Origin of the sequence: Pseudomonas sp. (assembly GCF_046581935.1) — a bacterium.
Classification (GTDB): domain Bacteria; phylum Pseudomonadota; class Gammaproteobacteria; order Pseudomonadales; family Pseudomonadaceae; genus Aquipseudomonas.
The window spans coordinates 71,914-92,065 of record NZ_JAYGFK010000012.1; the positions used below are offsets into that span (position 1 = coordinate 71,914).

General features: G+C 56.9%; 24 protein-coding genes and 2 tRNA genes. 8 read left to right on the top strand and 18 right to left on the bottom strand.

Annotation, left to right across the window (positions count from 1 at the left end; all coding sequences use genetic code 11):
• Nucleotides 1-28: 28 nt before the first annotated feature.
• The 4 genes from VCA57_RS08105 to VCA57_RS08120 all read left to right on the top strand — a co-directional run bounded on the left by VCA57_RS08105 (nucleotide 29) and on the right by VCA57_RS08120 (nucleotide 2,358).
• A tRNA-Asn gene (locus VCA57_RS08105) sits at nucleotides 29-104 on the top strand.
• 9 nt (nucleotides 105-113) lie between these two features.
• Nucleotides 114-190 (top strand) — tRNA-Pro (locus VCA57_RS08110).
• Between the two features lie 276 nt (nucleotides 191-466).
• Nucleotides 467-691, top strand: coding sequence for a DUF2061 domain-containing protein (locus VCA57_RS08115; protein WP_411184465.1), 225 nt, complete (start codon nucleotides 467-469; stop codon nucleotides 689-691).
• Between the two features lie 107 nt (nucleotides 692-798).
• Nucleotides 799-2,358, top strand: a complete 1,560-nt coding sequence (locus VCA57_RS08120) for a beta (1-6) glucans synthase (protein WP_411184466.1) — start codon at nucleotides 799-801, stop codon at nucleotides 2,356-2,358.
• On the opposite strand, the gene VCA57_RS08125 is transcribed toward VCA57_RS08120, so the two are convergent.
• Entirely contained in the window at nucleotides 2,359-2,727 is a 369-nt protein-coding gene (locus tag VCA57_RS08125) for a hypothetical protein (RefSeq protein ID WP_411184467.1), read from the bottom strand.
• A gap of 400 nt (nucleotides 2,728-3,127) precedes the next feature.
• On the opposite strand from VCA57_RS08125, the gene VCA57_RS08130 reads away from it, so the two are divergent.
• Nucleotides 3,128-4,426, top strand: a complete 1,299-nt coding sequence (locus tag VCA57_RS08130; RefSeq protein ID WP_411184468.1) for a serine/threonine protein kinase — start codon at nucleotides 3,128-3,130, stop codon at nucleotides 4,424-4,426.
• A 28-nt stretch (nucleotides 4,427-4,454) separates the two neighbouring features.
• On the top strand, nucleotides 4,455-5,195 hold the full coding sequence (locus tag VCA57_RS08135) for a VacJ family lipoprotein (protein WP_411184936.1): 741 nt from the start codon (nucleotides 4,455-4,457) through the stop codon (nucleotides 5,193-5,195).
• An 84-nt stretch (nucleotides 5,196-5,279) separates the two neighbouring features.
• On the opposite strand, the gene VCA57_RS08140 is transcribed toward VCA57_RS08135, so the two are convergent.
• The 10 genes from VCA57_RS08140 to ccmA form a co-directional block, all read right to left on the bottom strand.
• Nucleotides 5,280-5,609: a hypothetical protein gene (locus tag VCA57_RS08140; RefSeq protein WP_411184469.1), complete on the bottom strand. Its 330-nt coding sequence runs from the start codon at nucleotides 5,607-5,609 to the stop codon at nucleotides 5,280-5,282.
• Nucleotides 5,606-6,808, bottom strand: a complete 1,203-nt coding sequence (ccmI, locus tag VCA57_RS08145; protein ID WP_411184470.1) for a c-type cytochrome biogenesis protein CcmI — start codon at nucleotides 6,806-6,808, stop codon at nucleotides 5,606-5,608. Before ccmI ends, VCA57_RS08140 begins: the two co-directional genes overlap by 4 nt.
• Nucleotides 6,808-7,320 carry a cytochrome c-type biogenesis protein gene (locus tag VCA57_RS08150; protein WP_411184472.1) on the bottom strand — a complete coding sequence of 171 codons (513 nt, stop codon included), beginning with the start codon at nucleotides 7,318-7,320 and terminating at the stop codon, nucleotides 6,808-6,810. Before VCA57_RS08150 ends, ccmI begins: the two co-directional genes overlap by 1 nt.
• Nucleotides 7,317-7,853: a DsbE family thiol:disulfide interchange protein gene (locus tag VCA57_RS08155; RefSeq protein WP_411184473.1), complete on the bottom strand. Its 537-nt coding sequence runs from the start codon at nucleotides 7,851-7,853 to the stop codon at nucleotides 7,317-7,319. Before VCA57_RS08155 ends, VCA57_RS08150 begins: the two co-directional genes overlap by 4 nt.
• Complete coding sequence (locus VCA57_RS08160; protein WP_411184474.1) at nucleotides 7,850-9,823, bottom strand: heme lyase CcmF/NrfE family subunit; 1,974 nt, start codon at nucleotides 9,821-9,823, stop codon at nucleotides 7,850-7,852. Before VCA57_RS08160 ends, VCA57_RS08155 begins: the two co-directional genes overlap by 4 nt.
• On the bottom strand, nucleotides 9,820-10,308 hold the full coding sequence (gene ccmE, locus VCA57_RS08165; RefSeq protein ID WP_411184475.1) for a cytochrome c maturation protein CcmE: 489 nt from the start codon (nucleotides 10,306-10,308) through the stop codon (nucleotides 9,820-9,822). Before ccmE ends, VCA57_RS08160 begins: the two co-directional genes overlap by 4 nt.
• A complete protein-coding gene (gene ccmD, locus VCA57_RS08170; protein ID WP_411184476.1) occupies nucleotides 10,305-10,481 on the bottom strand; it encodes a heme exporter protein CcmD in 177 nt (58 codons plus the stop codon). Before ccmD ends, ccmE begins: the two co-directional genes overlap by 4 nt.
• Nucleotides 10,478-11,236: a heme ABC transporter permease gene (locus VCA57_RS08175; RefSeq protein ID WP_411184937.1), complete on the bottom strand. Its 759-nt coding sequence runs from the start codon at nucleotides 11,234-11,236 to the stop codon at nucleotides 10,478-10,480. The genes ccmD and VCA57_RS08175 overlap by 4 nt, the downstream gene beginning before the upstream one ends.
• Before the next feature lie 73 nt (nucleotides 11,237-11,309).
• Nucleotides 11,310-11,981, bottom strand: coding sequence for a heme exporter protein CcmB (gene ccmB / locus VCA57_RS08180; protein WP_411184477.1), 672 nt, complete (start codon nucleotides 11,979-11,981; stop codon nucleotides 11,310-11,312).
• Entirely contained in the window at nucleotides 11,978-12,613 is a 636-nt protein-coding gene (ccmA, locus tag VCA57_RS08185; protein ID WP_411184478.1) for a cytochrome c biogenesis heme-transporting ATPase CcmA, read from the bottom strand. Before ccmA ends, ccmB begins: the two co-directional genes overlap by 4 nt.
• A 162-nt stretch (nucleotides 12,614-12,775) precedes the next feature.
• On the opposite strand from ccmA, the gene VCA57_RS08190 reads away from it, so the two are divergent.
• Both VCA57_RS08190 and VCA57_RS08195 read left to right on the top strand, forming a co-directional pair.
• Entirely contained in the window at nucleotides 12,776-14,320 is a 1,545-nt protein-coding gene (locus VCA57_RS08190) for a flagellar hook-length control protein FliK (protein ID WP_411184479.1), read from the top strand.
• The gene (locus VCA57_RS08195) at nucleotides 14,317-14,643 is read left to right on the top strand and encodes an EscU/YscU/HrcU family type III secretion system export apparatus switch protein (protein WP_411184480.1); all 327 of its coding nucleotides are present in this window, start codon (nucleotides 14,317-14,319) and stop codon (nucleotides 14,641-14,643) included. Before VCA57_RS08190 ends, VCA57_RS08195 begins: the two co-directional genes overlap by 4 nt.
• A 24-nt stretch (nucleotides 14,644-14,667) precedes the next feature.
• Here the strand turns inward: VCA57_RS08195 and VCA57_RS08200 are convergent, their stop codons facing one another.
• The 7 genes from VCA57_RS08200 to VCA57_RS08230 form a co-directional block, all read right to left on the bottom strand.
• On the bottom strand, nucleotides 14,668-15,072 hold the full coding sequence (locus VCA57_RS08200; protein ID WP_411184481.1) for a DUF2802 domain-containing protein: 405 nt from the start codon (nucleotides 15,070-15,072) through the stop codon (nucleotides 14,668-14,670).
• A gap of 3 nt (nucleotides 15,073-15,075) precedes the next feature.
• Nucleotides 15,076-15,555: a chemotaxis protein CheW gene (locus tag VCA57_RS08205; protein ID WP_274087870.1), complete on the bottom strand. Its 480-nt coding sequence runs from the start codon at nucleotides 15,553-15,555 to the stop codon at nucleotides 15,076-15,078.
• Nucleotides 15,556-15,660: 105 nt separating this feature from the next.
• The gene (locus tag VCA57_RS08210; RefSeq protein WP_411184482.1) at nucleotides 15,661-16,488 is read right to left on the bottom strand and encodes a CheW domain-containing protein; all 828 of its coding nucleotides are present in this window, start codon (nucleotides 16,486-16,488) and stop codon (nucleotides 15,661-15,663) included.
• A gap of 87 nt (nucleotides 16,489-16,575) precedes the next feature.
• Nucleotides 16,576-17,364, bottom strand: a complete 789-nt coding sequence (locus tag VCA57_RS08215) for a ParA family protein (protein ID WP_411184483.1) — start codon at nucleotides 17,362-17,364, stop codon at nucleotides 16,576-16,578.
• 51 nt (nucleotides 17,365-17,415) lie between these two features.
• The gene (gene motD / locus VCA57_RS08220; RefSeq protein ID WP_411184484.1) at nucleotides 17,416-18,285 is read right to left on the bottom strand and encodes a flagellar motor protein MotD; all 870 of its coding nucleotides are present in this window, start codon (nucleotides 18,283-18,285) and stop codon (nucleotides 17,416-17,418) included.
• Between the two features lie 12 nt (nucleotides 18,286-18,297).
• On the bottom strand, nucleotides 18,298-19,038 hold the full coding sequence (locus VCA57_RS08225) for a flagellar motor protein (protein ID WP_411184486.1): 741 nt from the start codon (nucleotides 19,036-19,038) through the stop codon (nucleotides 18,298-18,300).
• Entirely contained in the window at nucleotides 19,038-20,144 is a 1,107-nt protein-coding gene (locus VCA57_RS08230; protein ID WP_411184488.1) for a protein-glutamate methylesterase/protein-glutamine glutaminase, read from the bottom strand. Before VCA57_RS08230 ends, VCA57_RS08225 begins: the two co-directional genes overlap by 1 nt.
• Nucleotides 20,145-20,152: the final 8 nt, after the last annotated feature.

The window sequence follows — 20,152 nt, forward strand, 5'->3', positions numbered from 1 at the left end:
TTCTAATCAGTAAGATGCGCGCCATCGTTCCGCGATAGCTCAGTTGGTAGAGCAAATGACTGTTAATCATTGGGTCCCTGGTTCGAGTCCAGGTCGTGGAGCCAGTAGTTCATCGGGGTATAGCGCAGTCCGGTAGCGCGCCTGCTTTGGGAGCAGGATGTCGGGAGTTCGAATCCCCCTACCCCGACCATTTTTGGGTCGTGATCTAAGTTGGAAGAGCAGTTGGCTTTAACCAATTACTTGAAGGCTTAAATCCAAGAACTCATCGTTTCAAGTACGCTTGAAAACAAAAACCCGCCTAGTGCGGGTTTTTTGTTGGCTATTTATCCGCCAACTGCTGCGCAATGCAGCCAACCGAATCAATTACAAAAAGCTATTAAATCCATTCAATCACAACATTTCTCTAATAAAGCTTAAGCAACTAGGCTGCACCTCAATAAAGAACGATTCTCAATAGAGGTGCAACATGCTCAAGACTCTGACTTTCACCCTGATGCACTTCTGCATCGCCTTCGCCGTCACTTACGCCCTGACCGGCAGCATCGCTGCCAGCGGCCTGGTTGCCGCTATTGAGCCGCTGTGCAACTCGGTTGGTTTCTACTTCCACGAGAAGCTCTGGCAACGCATAGAAAAATCCCCCAAGCACGCACCAGTAACACCTAAACATGCCTGGCTGCACCACCAGGCATAATTGCGCCAAGTAAGCACAGAGGCGCTTTAGCAGAAGCCTAAAACAGCCAGCCGAGAAGGTGTGCAATCCGCTACTATGCGCGCTTCAGTCACCATACGCGCACGATCATGCCCGCCACTTCTCGCTTCCCTACTGCTCCTTACGTACTGACTTTTTTACTGGGCCTGCTCGCGCTCTGTGGTCTCTGGTTCGGCATCGGCCAACCAGTTGAACTGGCGGATGCCGCTACCCCAACGCATAAATTGCAGTGCGCGTCCTACACCCCATTCGACAAAGATCAGTCGCCGTTCGACCAGCCTATGCAGTTGCGCCCTGAGCGCATCGAGGCTGATGTGGCTTTGCTGGCCGAGCGCTTTAACTGCCTACGCACCTACTCGGTGACGGGCCTGGAAGAGTTGCCAAACATAGCCCGCAAGCATGGCCTGAAGCTGATCGCCGGCGCCTGGGTCAGTCGTAGCCCGGACGATACCGCCGTGGAGATTGCCAGCCTGGTAAAGATGGCCAATGCCCATCCCGATGTTATCCAGTCAGTGATCGTTGGCAACGAAGCCCTACTGCGCAAGGAAGTCACCGCCGAGCAACTGGTGGCGCTGATCAAGCAGGTCAAATCGCAGATCAAGCAACCCGTGACCTACGCCGATGTCTGGGAGTTCTGGCTCAAGCATCCAGAAATCGCACCCGCCGTGGACTTCATCACCATCCACTTGCTGCCCTATTGGGAAGATAACCCTGCGGGCATCGACAACGCATTGCATCAAGTCGCCCAAGTACGACAGACGTTCGGCAATGCCTATGCACCCAAAGACATTCTGATCGGTGAAACTGGCTGGCCCAGCGAAGGCCGCCAGCGCGAAACAGCCCTACCCAGCCGAGTCAACCAAGCCAAGTTCATCCGCGGCTTCGTCGCCATGGCCGAACAAAATGGCTGGCATTACAACCTGATTGAAGCCTTTGACCAACCCTGGAAGCGTGTCAGTGAGGGCGCAGTGGGTGGTTACTGGGGGCTGTACGACGCCGACCGTCAGGACAAGTCGATTCTTGCCGGCCCGGTATCCAATCTGCCGCATTGGCCGGTATGGCTGGCAGTGAGCCTTGCTTTATTTGCAGCCACCCTACTGCTTGCCGGACGCCCACAATCAACCCGAGCAGCCCTGCTGCTGCCGCTTCTGGCGGCGCTGGGGGCAGCCTGTATCAGCGTTTTCGCGGAGTTAACCCTGATCACCAGCCGGTATCTTGGCGAGTGGTTATGGGCCGGCGCACTGATCTTACTGAATCTGCTGATCCTGGCCCACGCGGCACTGCTGCTCAGTCAGCCGATGGGCTGGCGCGCGCAAGCCAATAACTGGTTACGCAGTAAAAGCGCGCTATGGCTGGCCTTGAGTGGGTTTGCTGGGGCGGTGATGATGCTCGCACTGGTGATGGACGCCCGCTACCGTAGCTTCCCTAGCGCCGCACTGCTGCTGCCGGCCCTGGTCTACCTATGCCGGCCGGTGAGCGGCTACCGCCGCGAGATGGCTCTACTGGCCCTGTTGATCGGCGCGGGGATTGCCCCGCAACTGTACCTGGAGACCCTCAGCAACCTGCAGGCTCTGGGCTGGGCCCTGACCAGCAGCTTACTGGTCGCCGCGCTCTGGCGCAGCCTGCGGGCCAAGCCGCAAACGGCCTGATCAAGCTGTTTGCGGTGCACGCACCAAACGCAACAACGCCAGCACCACGGCAAATACCGCAAGGCTGGCGCTGTACAACACCAAAGCCGGCAGACCAACTAGCAATGCCGGCACAGATAGACGCCGCCCCCACGCGCCTGGCAGCAAAAAAGCCAGCACAGCACAACCCAGAGCACCTAACGACAGCACCTTAAAGTGAATCAGCCAGCCCAGTAACGCGCGCACCTCACAGCTCACACGCTCGGGCTCTGCTGCACACAGGCCGACCCAGCGTTCGTTCTCCATCAGTTGGTAGCGCAGAACCAAGCCGACCGCCAGACTCAGGGCAGCAGCTATTAACACGAGGAGCAAAGGCATGTAACGCGGCATAAAAGGCTCGATGCAAGTAAATGGCTGCTTAGAATAAGCCGCCGAGCGGTGGATAACACCCCTGATGATTGCTGAAATTCAACATGCCTAACCGTCGCGCACTCATAACACGACCCGCCATGGACTGGCCTGACCTGACCTAACCTATATGTCCCGCTACGCAATGCAGCATGCCTATGGTGAGCGCGCAGAAAAACGCCAACACAAAAACCAAGGCATGCGCTTATCTGCACGAGCAGTGAGCGACCGACACCTAATGCAGGTCTTTTTCAACATTGCTCTTTCGCCTGAAAACTTGCACAGCTATAACTAAACGGCACTTAACCGAGCTTATGTGGTCAAATCGAACCGCAGCAAATCCCAGCCTCAGCCCCAACCCTAGCGCTCAAGAGATTTAGCCATGTCGCCGATCCCTCGCCTGCTTGCAATCATCAGTTGCCTGGCCCTGATTGCCCCTGTCAGCGCGGCCGATGTAGACGCCAGTAGCTATGGCTTTCCACTCAGCAACCCGTTCGAAGCAACCTTGGCCACCACGCCACCAGAACTGCGTCCTGCCTTGCCGGACGACGCCGACATCAATCAGAGCGACTATCAGATCAAGCTGCGCCCTGAGCGAGAGTTCGAGGTACCAGAAAATTTCTGGCCAGTGACCAAAATGCGTTATCGCCTCGCCAAACAACCTGGCGAAGCACCGTTGATCTTTATCATTGCTGGCACCGGCGCGCATTACGCCAGCGGCACGCCGGAATACCTGAAGAAACTGTTCTACGGCGCGGGTTATCACGTCGTCCAGCTTTCTTCACCAACCAGCTATGACTTCATGACCGCCGTCTCGCGCTTTGCCACACCTGGCATTTCCCGCGATGATGCCGACGACTTATACCGTGCCATGCAGGCCGTACGAGCACAGCATCCACGCCTGAAAGTCAGTGATTTCTACCTCACTGGCTATAGCCTCGGTGCGCTGCATGCGGCCTTTGTCAGCGAACTGGACGAAACCCGGCGCAGCTTTAACTTCAAGCGTGTGCTGCTGCTCAACCCGCCAGTCAACCTCTATACCTCGATCAGCAACCTCGACCGCATGGTGCAGACCAAGGTAAAGGGTATCGACAATACAACCACCTTCTACGAACTGGTGCTGGGCAAGCTGACCCGTTATTTCCAGAATAAAGGCTATGTCGACCTCAACGACGCCCTACTGTACGACTTCCAAAATTCCAAGGAAAAGCTCAGCGACGAGCAAATGGCCATGATGATTGGCGCGGCCTTTCGCTTCTCCTCTGCCGATATTGCCTTTACCTCAGATCTGATCAATCGTCGCGGCCTCATAACCCCCATCAACTACCCGATCACTGAAAGCACTAGCCTTACACCGTTCTTCAAACGCGCCCTGCAATGCGACTTCGACTGCTACCTGACTGAGCAAGTCATCCCCATGTGGCGTGCACGCTATGACGGCGGCAGCCTGGCGCAGCTAATCGACCAGGTCAGCCTGTATGCCTTGACCGACTACCTGAAAAACAGCAGCAAGATTGCCGTCATGCACAACGCCGACGATGTGATTCTTGGCCCTGGCGATCTCGGCTATCTGCGCAGCACCTTTGGTGAACGCCTGACGGTCTACCCACTAGGCGGCCATTGCGGCAACCTCAACTACCGCGTCAATAGCGACGCCATGCTGGAGTTCTTCCGTGGCTAAGCCTATTTCCTTTGCTGTTTTCTTCAGTCTGCTGCTGGGCAGTAACTTGGCCTGCGCAGAGCATGCGACCGATCCAGACGGTTTCAAAGAACCGCTACAGCACCTGCAATTCAATCCAGGATTGGATCAGCGCGAATTCGAGCGCTCCACCCTTGATGCGCTGAATGTCTATGACCCGCTGGAGTCGTGGAATCGCCGCGTATACCACTTCAACTATCGTTTCGATGAATGGGTATTCCTGCCGATTGTCGATGGCTACCGCTATGTCACGCCCACCTTGGTGCAAAGCGGTGTCAGTAACTTCTTTAGCAATCTGGGCGATGTGCCCAACCTGCTCAACAGCGCCCTGCAGCTCAAAGGTAAGCGGGCAATGCAGACCACCGCCCGCTTACTGCTCAACACCACCCTGGGCGTAGCCGGCCTGTGGGACCCAGCCACACGCATGGGCCTGCCAAAGATGAAGGAAGACTTTGGCCAGACCCTCGGCTACTACGGCACACCTGCTGGGCCGTACTTAGTCCTACCGCTACTGGGCCCGTCAAACCTGCGTGACACCGGCGGGCTGGTGGTCGATTTTATGGCGGAAAGCCAAGCAAACTGGCTGAACGTATCCGAAACCAGCACCAGCCACCCAGAGATATACCTTCTGAATGTGGTCGACCAGCGCTCCACAGTGAACTTCCGCTACGGCCAACTCAACTCGCCATTTGAGTACGAGAAGATTCGTTTCTTCTACCACGAGTCACGCAAGCTGCAGATCGCTGAGTAGTTACTGGCTGGCTAACGTAAAAAACCGCCTGCAGTGCTAACTGCGGCGGTTTTACTGATAACGCGAAGCATCTGATAGGCAGCATTACTGCGCATAACGACGATACAGCCCCGGTGGCACGCCACTGCTGTCAGTCGGTAACCAGGGCCCTTGCGGATTGCTGGCCCAACTCCAGCCAGAATTCCAGCGGTAATAAGTGCGCTCACGGTAATACAGGTCAGAAGCACCGCCAACCACATACACACCCAGCGCTGCATCCCACTGACTTTGCACACCAGGCGGCGGAGCAAAGCGCGGGTGGTTGCTGCTGCCGCTCGGGTTTGTCACAGGAGCCGTACTAAGCGGCCGCTGCACGCAGGCTGTCAGCCCGAGTAACAGGCTGACCAGCACCGCTACACGCAGCAGCGAACTCATGGAGCTTTGCCGTCTGCACGATCAATCAACAACTGCTGGGTCTCAGTGGTCTTGCTCGCTAGCGGCTGGCTACTGCCAATCCACTCACCCGCGGTGGCATTACCGCCACGCGAGATGCGCGCCACCAACTGCACGTTCTCGAACCCGGATATTTTCAGTTGCGGCATCATCGCATCGCTGTCCGACAGGCTGACCTCAGCCGGCAAGTCAGCCACAGTGAGGCGCTTGACCGCTAACGGCATTGGCGGGCCAGAGACAGCACGCGCAAAGATGAATACGGCATCGCTCGGCTGCACTTTGTCCTGCAGATCTGCGGCCAGGGTCACTCGCACCGTCAAACTCGCACTGGCAACAGCAGCGGGATCGTTTGCCGGCACGCCCAGTTGCTCGCGGGCACGGTCAATGCCGCCTTGAATCGCCTGGCGTGAAGGATCTTCAGCCGGCAGGACCGCCACCAATTGCTGCCAGTGACCAATCGCCTGCTGAAACTGGCCATTTTCATACGCAGCAATACCCAACAGCCCTAGACTGGTAACTTCTGCGGGATCCGCTTTCAACGCCTCATCGGTCAGCGTTTGCAGCTGCGGCGTCCACTGCTTGTTATTGGCGAAATACAGCGCCTGAGCCCACTGCCCGAGCAGTTCAGGCTCACGCCCGGCAACGTCAATGGCACGCTCAAATGCCCCAGCGGCTTCACTGGCGCGCTCTTGAGCCATGTAGGTACGCCCCAGGAAGTACCAGCTCTCGGCAGATTTTGGGTCATTCTTCACCGCAGCCTCCAAGCGTGCGGTCATTTCCTCGATAGTCTTCGGCTGTTCAGCAAATGTCTGCGCACGCTCAATATCATCAATAGCGCCCCAATGCAGATACAGCCCCACAGCTAACAACGGCATCAGCAAAGCAGCGATCAGCGGTATCTTGCCGCCCAAGGCGCGTTGTGTAGGCACAGCCTGCACACCTTCCGTATCTGCCAAAAGCTCCCGCGCCGCCTCATCACGCCCAGCAACCAGCTGCTGCTCATTTAGCGCCCCTGCGGCATGCTGCGCCTGCAGGTCGAGCAGACGCTCCTGATAGAGGGTCACATTAAGTGCCGTGCGGTCTTCTTCGGCCTGCATCTTGCGGCCACGCACCACGGGAATCAGCAAAAATGCCAGGGCTGTTAACAACAGCAACCCAGCGCACAACCAAAATTCAATCATCAGTCTTTGTTATCCACAGGCGGTTGATTAGCTGACCCTTGATCAGCAGGCTGTTGGCTGAGCAAAGCATCCAGACGTTGCTGTTCATCCGCAGACAGGCCACTGGCGACGCTGCCCGCCTTGTTGCGGCGGCGTAATAGGATGACGCCGAGCAGCACGAAACCGCCGACCAGTAAGCCAGCTGGGCCATACCACAACAAAACAGTGCGCGCGGTTACCGGCGGTTTGTAGAGCACGAAATCGCCATAGCGACTGACCAAATAATCGATAACCTGCTGGTCACTCTTGCCTTGCTCCAACATGCGGTAAATCTGCGCTCGCAGATCCATGGCTATCGGTGCATCCGAGTCGGCAATATTCTGGTTCTGGCACTTGGGGCAACGCAGCTCCTCCACCAGATGGCGGTAGCGAGCGCGCTCGGCCTCAGTCGCAAACTCGTAGGTATCGATGGCAGCCTGCGCAGTGCCCAGTACCGCCAGCGCTAAGACGGCAATGCTAAGAAAGCGTTTCATTGCGCGCCCTCATCGACCAGCGCCTGATACTTCGCAGCCAGCTGTTCGCGCCATACACGCTCGTCAATCACTCCGACAAACTTATCGCGAATAATGCCTTTAGCGTCGATCAAAAAGGTTTCTGGCGCGCCGTATACGCCCAGATCCAAGCCCAAGGTGCCGCGCGCATCATTGATATTCAGCTGATACGGATCATGAAACTCCACCAGCCATTTCTGCGCAGCGGCGTTGTCATCTTTGTAGTTGACCCCGTAGATGGTCACGCCCATCTCTTTCAGCTTGTTCAGCACCGGATGCTCAACGCGACATGACACACACCAGGTCGCCCAAACATTGACCAACGCCGGCTTACCCTTGAGGTCGGCTTCGCTGAGCAGCTTGGCGTCCTGTACCGCCGGCAGGGAGAACGCCGGGAACGGCTTATCAATCAACGCCGACGGCAGCTCAGAGGGATCCAGGAACAACCCGCGGTAGAGGAATACCGCCACCCCCAGAAACAGCACCAGCGGTAACAGCAACACGAGACGCTTCATGCTTGCGCCCCCGCCATGCCCAAGGCGTCGCGCACGCGCGTGCGGACCTTCATGCGGTAGCGCTTATCACTGGCAGCCAACAAGCCGCTAAAGCCCATTAACAATGCACCAAACCAGATCCAACGGACAAACGGCTTGATGTGCACCCGCACCGCCCACGCACCATTCTCTAATGGCTCACCCAGGGCGACGAACAGGTCGCGAGTAATCCCGGCATCAATGCCCGCCTCGGTCATCATCGACTGCTGCACGGTATATAAACGTTTTTCCGGGTGCAGCACGGCAATCTGTTTGCCTTCTTCAAGGATGCGCACAGTGCCTTTGTCCGAGGTGAAGTTCGGTCCTTCAAAGTGCTCGGCACCTTCAAAGATAAACTGGTAGCCACCAATATCTACCGACTCACCCGGCGCCATGCGCATATCGCGCTCGAAGCTGCCCATGCTGGTCAATACAACCCCAAGGGCGCAGACAGCCATGCCCAAGTGGGCGGTCTGCATGCCCCAGTAACTGCGAGTCAGGCTCGGCAACCCCTTGAGCAACCCTTTGTGCCGGGTTTTTTCGAGGATATCGCGCACGCCAGCAAGCACTACCCAGGCAGACAACAAGCAGACACCCAGCACCGCCCAGCTGAAGTCGCCAACCAGGAAGGTTGCGATCAAGGCCAGCACCACGCTGCCGACCAGCACAGGAGCCAGCATGCTCAGCAACCACTGCATAGGTGTGTCTTTCCAGCGCACCAGTACGCCGACCGCAATCATCGCCATCAGCAGGCCCATCAGCGGCACAAACAAGGCATTGAAGTACGGTGGCCCCACCGACAGCTTGGCACCCGTCATGGCGTCCAGCACCAGTGGGTAGAGGGTGCCCAGCAGGATCATTGCCGCCGCCACCACCAGGATGATGTTGTTCACCAGCAGCAGCGTTTCCCGTGACCACAAGGCAAAACCGACCTGACTTTTGACCACCGGCGCACGCAGAGCAAACAGCGCCAACGAGCTGCCCACGACAATCAACAGGAAGGCCAAAACAAACACGCCGCGCTCAGGGTCGCTGGCAAAGGCATGCACCGACGTCAGCACCCCGGAGCGAACCAAGAAGGTGCCCAACAGGCTAAGGGAGAAAGCGGCGATAGCCAGCAGCACAGTCCAGCTTTTGAACACACCGCGTTTTTCTGTCACCGCCAGGGAGTGGATCAGCGCTGTACCCACCAGCCAAGGCATAAAGGAGGCATTCTCGACCGGGTCCCAGAACCACCAACCACCCCAGCCCAGCTCGTAATAGGCCCACCAGGAGCCCAGCGCAATACCGATGCCGAGAAAAGCCCAAGCGACAATGGTCCACGGACGCGACCAGCGCGCCCAGGCGGCATCCAGCTTGCCGCCGAGCAAGGCCGCAATGGCAAAAGAAAAGGCCACGGAGAAACCGACATAGCCCATGTAGAGCATTGGCGGGTGTACGATCAGGCCGAAGTCCTGCAGCAGCGGATTAAGGTCACGACCATCGGTAGGCGTATTGAACAGCAGTCGCGCGAACGGGTTCGAGGTGACGATCAAAAACAGCAAGAATCCGACGCTGATGATGCCCATCACCGCCAGCACGCGGGCGAGCATTTCCTCCGGCAATTGCCGCGAGAAGATCGATACAGCAAAGGTCCAACCCGCAAGGATCAATCCCCAGAGCAGCAGCGACCCTTCGTGAGCGCCCCAAACAGCACTGAATTTGTAGTACCAGGGCAAAGCGCTGTTGGAGTTACTGGCCACGTAGGCGACGCTGAAGTCGTCGACCATAAAGGAGTAAGTCAGACAAATAAAAGCGAACAACATAAAGGCAAACTGGCCCCAGGCTGCAGGTGCCGCAAGGCTCATCCATTGGCGGTCACCACGCCAGGCACCGATCAGCGGCAGCGTCGCCTGCACCAGCGCCATGCACAGCGCCAGAATCATCGCCAAGTGGCCGAGTTCAGGGATCATCGTGCGCTCTCCAACTGGGCCGCCTGCTTGGCCGCCTGGGCCTCGTCATGCTTCTTTTTCATTCCACTTTTTTCCAGCGCCTGCATGACTTCTGGCGGCATGTAATTCTCATCGTGTTTAGCCAGCACTTCATCAGCCACCAGCATGCCACTGGCGTCGAGCTTGCCCATGGCGACAATGCCCTGCCCCTCGCGAAACAGGTCCGGCAGTATGCCGCTGTAGCGAATGGTCACGTTTTTCACACCGTCGGTGACGACAAAGTCGGTTTCCAGCGAGTCACTCGACCGCACCACAGAACCCTCAACCACCAGGCCGCCAGCGCGGATGCGGGTGTCTTGCGGGGCTTCGCCACCGGCAATTTGTGTCGGGGTATAGAACAGATTGATGTTCTGTTGCAGTGCGCTCAGCGCGAGGGCCACGGCAATGCCGACGCCGGCGACAATCGCCAACACTATGAACAGGCGTTTCTTGCGCAGCGGGTTCACTTCGACTCCTCCCGACGCAAACGACGCGCCTCGTCTTGCAGGTAACGGCGACGCGCCAGGATTGGCAACGCCACATTCAGCCCCAGCACAACCAGGCTGATGGCATAACAGGACCAGACATAAGCGCCATGGGTGCCCATGGCGATAAATTCGCTAAAGCTGGAAAAACTCATAACCCCTTCCCCACCTGCGCTTTGACTTCTGCCTTGACCCAACTGCTGCGCGCTTCGCGCTTGAGCACCTCAAGACGCATACGCATAAGCAGCACCACGGCAAAGAAGCAGTAGAAGCCCAACACCATAATCAGCAGAGGCATCCACATTTCAAACGGCATAGCTGGCTTTTCTACCAGGCTAAAGCTCGCGGGTTGGTGCAGGGTATTCCACCACTCCACCGAGTATTTGATGATTGGGATATTCACCACGCCGACAATCGACAGCACCGCACAGGCTTTGGCAGCGCTGTCACGGTTGGTGATGGCATTGCCGAGGGCGATCACGCCGAAGTAGAGAAACAACAGAATCAGCATCGAGGTCAGGCGAGCATCCCAGACCCAATAAGTACCCCAAGTGGGCTTGCCCCATACCGCCCCTGTCACCAGGGCAATTACGGTCATCCAGGCACCGATAGGCGCGGCTTGCTGTAGCGCCACATCAGCCAACTTCATTTTCCACACCAGGCCAACGGTGCCGGCTACGGCCAACATCACATAGATCGACTGGGCGAGAAACGCGGCGGGCACGTGGATGTAAATAATCCGAAAACTATTGCCCTGCTGGTAATCCGGCGGCGCAAACGCCAGCCCCCAGACAATCCCAACCATCAGCAACAGCAATGCAGCCAGCGCTAACCAAGGTAGCCAGCGTGCGCTGATTTCATAAAACCATTTGGGCGAGCCCAGCTTGTGAAACCACGTCCAGTTCATCAGGTTACTCATCAGTGCTAGGGCTGATCACGGCGCACTCAAGCACCAGGGTCAGCCGGCCATTTAGGCTTATTGTCTACTCAGCGACACTGATCGTCAGACCAGCGGCGATGGCAAAAGGTGTCAAGGTCACCGCCAATGCGGTGAGGCTGGCCAGCCATAACAGGTGACCGGCCACCGGCAATCCTTGCAGGCTGGCTTGTAACGCACCGCTGCCGAGAATCAGCACCGGGATGTACAACGGCAAAATCAGTAACGCGAGCAACAGTCCGCCGCGCTTGAGACCCACGGTCAGCGCCGCACCAACGGCGCCTAACAAGCTCAGCACCGGCGTGCCCAGCAACAGCGAAATCAGCAGTACAGGCAGGCAACGCCCAGGCAAACCGAGCATCAACGCCAGCAGCGGAGCCAACAGCACCAACGCCAAACCGGAAAACAGCCAGTGTGCCAGTACCTTGGCCAGAACCAGAAGAGCCAGGGGGTGCGGCGAAAGGACCCACTGCTCTAACGAGCCGTCTTCAAAATCACTGCGAAACAGCCCGTCCAACGAGAGCAGCACGGCCAATAGTGCCGCCACCCACACCAGCCCCGGCGAAAGGCTTTGTAACAACTGAGTTTGCGGCCCTACCGCCAGCGGGAACAAGGCAATCACGATGGCGAAGAACACCAGCGGGTTGGCTAACTCGGCCGGACGGCGGAACAACAGGCGCGCTTCACGAGCCAGTAGCAGGGTAAAAACATTGCTCATGACGTGCGTTGCCCTAAATCAAGCTCGCGATAGCCGGTCGGCTTGATCGTCAGTTCATGGTGCGTAGTCAGCACCACCATGCCGCCTTGCTGACAATGCGCAGCCAGATGTTTTTCCAGCTGCGTCACTGCGGCCTTATCCAGTGCGGTGAAGGGCTCATCCAGCACCCACAACGGCGGCCCTGGTAGATACAAGCGTGCCAACGCAACACGACGCTGCTGCCCAGCCGACAAGGTATGGCAAGGCACATCTTCAAAACCGCGCAAGCCTACGGCCGCTAGCGCCTGCCAAATAGCCTCGCGGTCTGCGGGCTGATGCAGGGCACAAAGCCAAGTGAGATTTTCCTCGGCGCTGAGCAGGCCCTTGATGCCTGCCGCATGACCGATCCACAACAGGTTGCGTGCAAGCTCAGCCCGCTGCGCGGCTAACGGACGACCATTCAGGCGGATTTCACCGGCAGTAGGCTGCATCAACCCGGCCAGCAAGCGCAGCAGGCTGGTCTTACCACTACCGTTGGGACCGGCAACCTGCAACATTTCACCGGGAACCAGACGCAGCTCCAAGCGCTCGAAAAGCATGCGCCAATCTCGCTCACAGGCGAGTGCAACGGCTTCGAGAAGAGTACTGGTCAAGGCATCGGCACCTAAGATGGATGGCAAAAGCTGTTCAAGTCGGCAGAGTCTTGGCCGCTATACTGACGCAAACTGAGCGCGCAGCCGAGCCAGCGGGGCGCGATTATACATGCCAGGCCCCGCCTACCGCAGTGGGCATTTTCGACAGGGTGTAACCCGCCAATGAGCGAAATCAGCAGCCCCCGTCCACTACCGCCGACGCCGTCTAGCAGCCGCCCTAACGCAGTAGCGGCCGACATGGCGGTGAAACTGCTGCAACCTATGGAAGGACTGCTGGCCAGCGGAGAAAGCGCCAAGGCAGAAGTCATCGCGCTGAAGGAAGTGGCACAAAGCTTTCAGATGCTGCTCAAACTGACGCTAGGCAATGGCCGCCAGACAACCCTTGAAGCCAGTAGCCCACGGTCTATCGCCCAAGGCACATCCGTTGCGGTAACCGCACTGTCGGAAACGCGTCTGAGCCTCTCCTTACTGGCGGGCGGCGATAAACCTTTGACCAGCCTGGATCTTGAACAACTGCCCATTGGCACGCTGCTGCAAGGCAAGGTAGTGGCGAGCGAGCAGCAAGTGCAAAGCCGCTCGCAACAGGTGGTCTACAAAGTACTGATCAACCTGCTAACCCCCCCCCTAGCTGGTAGCAAGCTATCTCTGGAAACACCGCTGGCCCTACCTGTTGGCAGCCTTCTCAGCGCCCAAGTACAAGGCAGCCAAGCCTTAAACTTCTTGCCGCTGAGCGGCCGACTGGATCAACTTGCGCTGAGCCAACAATTGTCGACGCAAAGTAACCGTCAAGGCTCGCTGGAGGGATTGTTCAGCGCCTTACAAGGGCTGCGCGGCCAGGCAGATATGAGTGATGGTCTGCGTAGCAGTATCGACAAACTTTTCGGCGCGCTACCCGACGCAGCCCAACTGAGTACAGCTAAGGGCTTGGCCTCAGCACTGGAAAACAGTGGCATCCTGCTAGAAAGCAAATTGCTAGGCGGCCATAGCCAGGCACTGCCGACCGACCTCAAAGCCAACCTACTGCGCATGCTCACCCAGCTGCTGCCTAATTTGTCTAGCAGCACCCCACTGACAGCCGCCAGCGCCACATCAGCCATGGCTCAAGCCATGCCAGCCCTAGCGCGAGATCTACTTGGCAGCATTGGCAAGGCCAGTAGCCGTCAACAAGCTCTGAACTTCCCCCTGCCCTCGCGCCTGCTCCAGGCCATGGAAGGTGAAGCCGATCTAGAGACACTACTGAAACTCGCGGCAGCAGCTATCTCACGCCTACAGACCCATCAACTCTCCAGTTTGGCACAGAGCCAAGTTGGCCCTGATGGCAACCTGCTCACCACCTGGCAGCTTGAACTGCCCATGCGAAATCAGCAGGAACTGGTGCCGTTGCAGGTAAAAATCCAACGCGACGAGAGCAACCAGCAGGGCAAGCAGGAGAAAAAAGAAACCCTCTGGAAAGTCGAACTGGCTTTTGACCTGGACCCTCTAGGCCCACTGCAAGTGCAGGCGCAATTGGCCCATGATCGCTTATCGAGCCAGCTCTGGGCCGAGCGCAGCAGCACTGTTAGCCTGATCGATGCGGAGCTAGACAACCTACGTCAACGCTTAAACGCCGCTGGCGTCCAGGTTGGTGAACTTGATTGCTGGCAAGGCACACCACCACGCGGCCCACGCACAACCCTGGAACAACGTTGGGTGGATGAAACCGCATGAAAAAAACCGCGCCCCGCCAGGCTATCGCACTGACATACGACGGCCAAAGCGCCCCCGTACTTACCGCCAAAGGCGACGATGAGCTGGCCGAAGCCATTCTCGCCATCGCCCGCGAATACGAAGTACCTATTTACGAGAATGCCGAACTTGTACGCCTATTGGCACGCTTAGAACTCGGCGATGCGATTCCAGAACAACTGTATCGCTGCATTGCAGAAATCATCGCATTTGCCTGGTATCTCAAGGGCAAGTGTCCTGCAGGCAGCGAACGCAACAACGACATCACACCGCCGCTACGCTTATTAGACGGCCCGACAGATTGAATGCTATTAGGGCGCTGAAGGGAATCAGGAACGTTGCAGCTTGGCCTGCTGCATTTTGCTGATCAGCTCCGCCTCAGCCTTGCTCAGACCACAGGACTGGGTCAGATCATCGACGCTCGCACCCATGCCAGCCAATCGCGCAGCCTGGGTGAATGACAGGCTGCTAGGGTCACGCTGCTCAATCTGGCTGAGTTTATCCGGTAACGGCGCAACCACCCGGCGCAGCTCATGCAACTCCTCGCCCATCTGCACGCTACCGGTCAGGTAGGCATCCAGACGCCGACTAAGCTCCTTGAGCCGCCGATCACGCACTGCATCTCGCTCGCCTTGTAACTTTATGGCATCGCGCAGCTGCCTGGTCAGCCAGACGCACGCGCCTACCAACCCCAGACAGACCAGCGCTAACGCGATCAACAGCGCGTCGAACATTAGTTAAATGCTCTCCAGCTCGGACCACTCTTCTTCGCTCATCATCTTGTCCAGTTCAACCAGAATCAGCAGCTCGCCGTTCTTGTTGCAAACGCCCTGGATAAACTTAGCCGACTCGTCATTACCGACGTTAGGTGCAGTTTCTACTTCCGACTGGCGCAGATAAACCACTTCCGCCACGCTGTCGACCAAGATGCCGACCACCTGCTTGTCAGCCTCGATGATCACGATACGGGTGTTATCGGTCACCTCAGTTGAGTCCAAGCCAAAACGCTGACGCGTGTCGATAACGGTAACCACATTGCCGCGCAGATTGATGATGCCCAACACGTAGCTCGGAGCACCCGGCACTGGCGCAATTTCTGTATAGCGCAAGACTTCCTGAACCTGCATCACATTGATGCCATAGGTTTCGTTGTCCAAGCGGAAAGTTACCCACTGCAGAATCGGATCTTCAGAACCTTGTGCAGAACTTTTTTTCATGTCCCTAGCCTCGTCATGAACCGCTCGCTGCGGCAATTGCGGGTTTATCTCCCGCTTTCATTACTATAGTTGCAAAGCGGCGCTCATCGCACCGCCTAGCGTTATTCAATGCACGCGGTTGGCAGCCAAGCGCTTGGCCGCACCACTTGCAATCAGCTCAGCCAAAGAAGCGATATCCAGCAAGGCACACATATGTTCAATCACCGTACCAGCCAACCATGGCCGTTGAGTCCGTTGGCTACGCCATTTCACCTCATTGGGGTCAAGACGAATCGAGCGACTGACTTGATGCACAGCCAGCCCCCACTCGTAACCCTGCACTGAAATCACATACTGCAGACCCTCGCGAAAGTCATCGCGGTAACGGTCTGGCATGACCCAGCGTGCAGTATCCAGAACCTTCAAGTTACCGCTCTGGCTTGGCAGTATGCCGAGAAACCAGTCCGGCTGGCCAAATAGTGGCGTGAGTTCTTGGCCATCCAAGGGATATATAGAACCCAGGCACACCAGCGGAACGGCCAACGTCAGGCCAGCAACATCAAACAGCAGACACTCAAAAGGCTCTTGTGCCCACTCAGGCCGTCCTTGTAAGGCCGGTGCAGGAGCTGCCAGCTCTTCGGGCCGTGCAACTTGGATGACCACGGGAGGCTCAACAGTCGCTACTGGAGTGACAATGCTCACCGCGACCTTTGGTAATGGCATTTCGATGGTTGGCAAAACCAAGGGCCGCGGCACCAGCTCAACCACAGGTGCGGCTACGGCCATCTGAGGAGCTGTCCGAGCATCACGCACCTGCTCCTCAAGCACTGCAGCCTCGAATTCATCTAGCTCAATGCTATCGGCCAACTCAATCGAAGCTTCCTGCAACAAGCCATCCAAATAAGACTGCAAGGCCAGTTGCGGACGTGTTGCTGTAGCAAGGGGACGACTCATGGATACAACCCGTAATAACGATCTATACAGGCTATCGGCCGCGCCAGCGTCAGACTTGAGCCTATATCTTCAGCATAGCCATTCATGTCAGGCCACCTGTGCTGCGATCTGCTGTGACAATAGGTGCTTGAGCAACACACGGTAAGCAATCACACCGCGGCTGTTGTTATCAAACTGCGAGGGAGTGAGCCCGGCCCGACTAGCATCACGTAGTCGCGTATCTACTGGAATATACGCCGGCCACAGACCATCAGGATAATTGTTGCGCAACATGCGCAATGTCCCCATTGATGCCTGAGTACGACGGTCAAAGAGCGTTGGCACGATGGTGTAAGGCAAAGCCTGCTGACGCGAACGGTTAATCATGGCCAGAGTATTGACCATACGCTCCAGCCCCTTAACTGCGAGAAACTCAGTCTGTACCGGAATCACTAGCTGCTGGCTAGCTGCTAGTGCATTGACCATCAGCACGCCCAACAAGGGCGGACTGTCGATAATTGCATGATCGAAATCCTGCCAGAGTTGCGCCAGGCTCTTGGCAATCACTAGCCCAAGGCCGCTCTGCCCCGGCGACTGGCGCTCCAAGGTGGCCAATGCCGTGCTAGATGGTAGCAACGAAATACGCTCATGGCTGGTAGGCAACAACAGTTGCTGTGGTAGACCACGCGGAACACTGCCTTTATGCTGAAACAGGTCAAAACTACTGTGCTCTAGGCTATCGGGGTCGTGTCCAAAATAGCTGGTCATTGACCCATGCGGGTCAAGGTCGACCACAATCACGCGCTTGCCAGCATCAGCCAAAAGGCCTGCCAGTGCGATTGATGTGGTGGTCTTACCAACCCCACCTTTTTGATTAGCTACTGCCCAGACTCTCATCGTTATCATCCTCCCGGTGCAGCTGCAGCCTGACCGAGAACAGGGCCACCCTCATTGGAGCGGCGACGGGGTATTGACGGCACTCGCTTGCGGGGCCGGCGCTGCTGGTACCGCTGCAGGTTGCGTGCCAGCCCGCATCAAGGCAGCATCGGGCTTGGCGTTAGCACTGCCTACACCGCTTACACTGCGGCGTACATCAAGGTTACGCGATATCACCAGGACCACCCGACGATTACGACCACGTCCTTCTGCAGTGTTATTGTCGGCAACAGGCTGAAATTCGCCATATCCAACAGCAGCTAGGCGACCTGGATTCACTCCATCCATTGCCAGCATACGTACGATACTGGCAGCGCGCGCCGTAGACAGCTCCCAATTACTCGGGAACAGTGCCGTCTGAATCGGCAAATTATCGGTAAAGCCTTCTACGTGAACTGGATTTTCATAAGGCGCCAAAATTTTGGCTACCTTTTCTATAATGTCGAACGCCGCATTATTGGGAATGGCATCACCGCTGGTGAACAACAAACTAGAACTGAGCTCTATTTCGATCCACAACTCATTGCCGCTCACCTTGAGTTGCTCAGACTGAATAAGATCACCAAAGGCCTCGCGCACGCTGTTCGCGATACTCTCTAGCGAATCAGCAGCGGACAGCGTGGTTTCCTCATCAACCAGCGAGCGATCCGGCTGCGTCGTGCGCGGACGCTCCTCGCCAACTGGAATTGGCTTAATAGCCCGATCAGGCTGATTGAACACACCGGTCAAACTATCCGAAAGGATCTTGTACTTACCTTCATTGATCGAGGAAATCGAATACATGACCACAAAGAACGCAAACAGCAGGGTGATGAAGTCGGCATAGGAGACCAGCCAACGCTCGTGGTTTTCATGTTCTTCCTGGTGACGCCTGCGGGCCATGTTATGTCCCCATCAATCCATAAAGCCTTGCAGCTTCAACTCGATGGAGCGTGGGTTCTCACCCTCCGCAATCGACAGAATACCCTCAAGCAGCATTTCACGATAACGCGACTGGCGCAGGGCAATAGCCTTGAGTTTGTTGCCCACTGGCAACAGCAATAGATTGGCAAAGGCAACCCCATATATAGTTGCCACAAAAGCCACGGCAATACCGCTACCCAGCATGCTTGGATCAGCCAGGTTGCCCATAACGTGAATCAGACCCATCACAGCACCAATGATGCCGATGGTCGGTGCGTACCCCCCCATGCTCTCGAACACCTTGGCAGCTTGAATATCTCGCCCCTCCTGAGTGTACAAGTCAACTTCGAGGATGCTGCGAATGGCCTCGGGCTCAGCGCCATCAACCAATAGCTGTAATCCTTTGCGCGCATAAGGATCAACCTCGGCATCAGCCACCGCCTCAAGCCCCAAGAGGCCTTCTTTGCGCGCCGTCATACTCCAGCCAACCACCCGATTGATCCCGCCCACCAGGTCAACTCGCGGAGGAAAGAAAATCCAGCTGACAATCGCCAGAGCACGCTTAAAAACGTTAACAGGAGCCTGAAGAAACGCCGCACCTAGCGTCCCACCCACCACAATCAGAGCAGCTGGCCCGTTAAGCAAAGCCGCCGCATGACCACCCTCTAGATAATTGCCACCCAAAATAGCGACAAGTGACAGAATGACCCCGATAAGGCTCAGTACATCCATTAAGCACAGGCCTCTGCCAAGTGCCTGCCAATATCATCCAACGGGTAAATAGCGTCAGCCAGATTGGCCTTTACGATGGCCATCGGCATACCGTAAATCACGCAACTGGCTTCATCTTGCGCCCAAACCTGACTACCAACCTGTTTGAGCAGCCGCGCACCTTCACGACCGTCAGCCCCCATACCGGTCATTACCACCGCGAGAACCTTGTCACCATAGGACTTGGCTACCGAACCAAAGGTGATATCAACACAGGGCTTGTAATTCAGGCGCTCATCGCCTGGAAGAATTCTCACCACACCACGGGCATCGACCATCATCTGCTTCCCCCCAGGCGCTAACAGCGCGAGTCCGGGACGCAAGACATCGCCATCCTCGGCCTCTTTGACACTGATGCGGCACAACTTATCGAGGCGCTCGGCAAAGGCCTTGGTGAAAGCTGCCGGCATATGCTGGATCAGCACAATTGGCGCAGGGAAGTTAGCCGGTAGCTGAGTCAACACGCGCTGTAGCGCCACAGGCCCTCCCGTCGAGGTGCCAATCGCTACAAGCTTATAGGGTTTGCGCTTTGGCGCGGCGCTGCTTGAAGCAGGCGCGGCAAGAGAACGCGCCACAGGCGTAGCCGTTACAGTAGGACGTACAGCAGGCTTGGCCTGGCTAGCTGCGGGCGTTACCGGCATTGCTGGCGCAGAACTCAGACTGCGACGGTTACTGCGAGCAATTGTATGGATCTTTTCACAGAGAAGCTGTTTAACCCGTTCAGGGTTGCGCGAAATGTCTTCGAAATTCTTCGGTAGAAAGTCAACCGCCCCCGCTTCTAGCGCATCCAGAGTAACCCGCGCGCCTTCGTGAGTCAGTGAGGAAAACATCAACACAGGAGTAGGACAGCGCTGCATGATGTTACGAACGGCCGTGATGCCATCCATCATTGGCATTTCGTAATCCATGGTGATCACGTCAGGCTTCAGCGCTTGCGCCTGCTCAATGGCCTCGCGGCCATTGGTGGCTGTACCGATCACCTGGATATTCGGATCGGCCGAAAGAATTTCAGATACACGCCGACGAAAAAAACCGGAGTCATCAACCACCAACACCTTAACAGCCATAAACACTC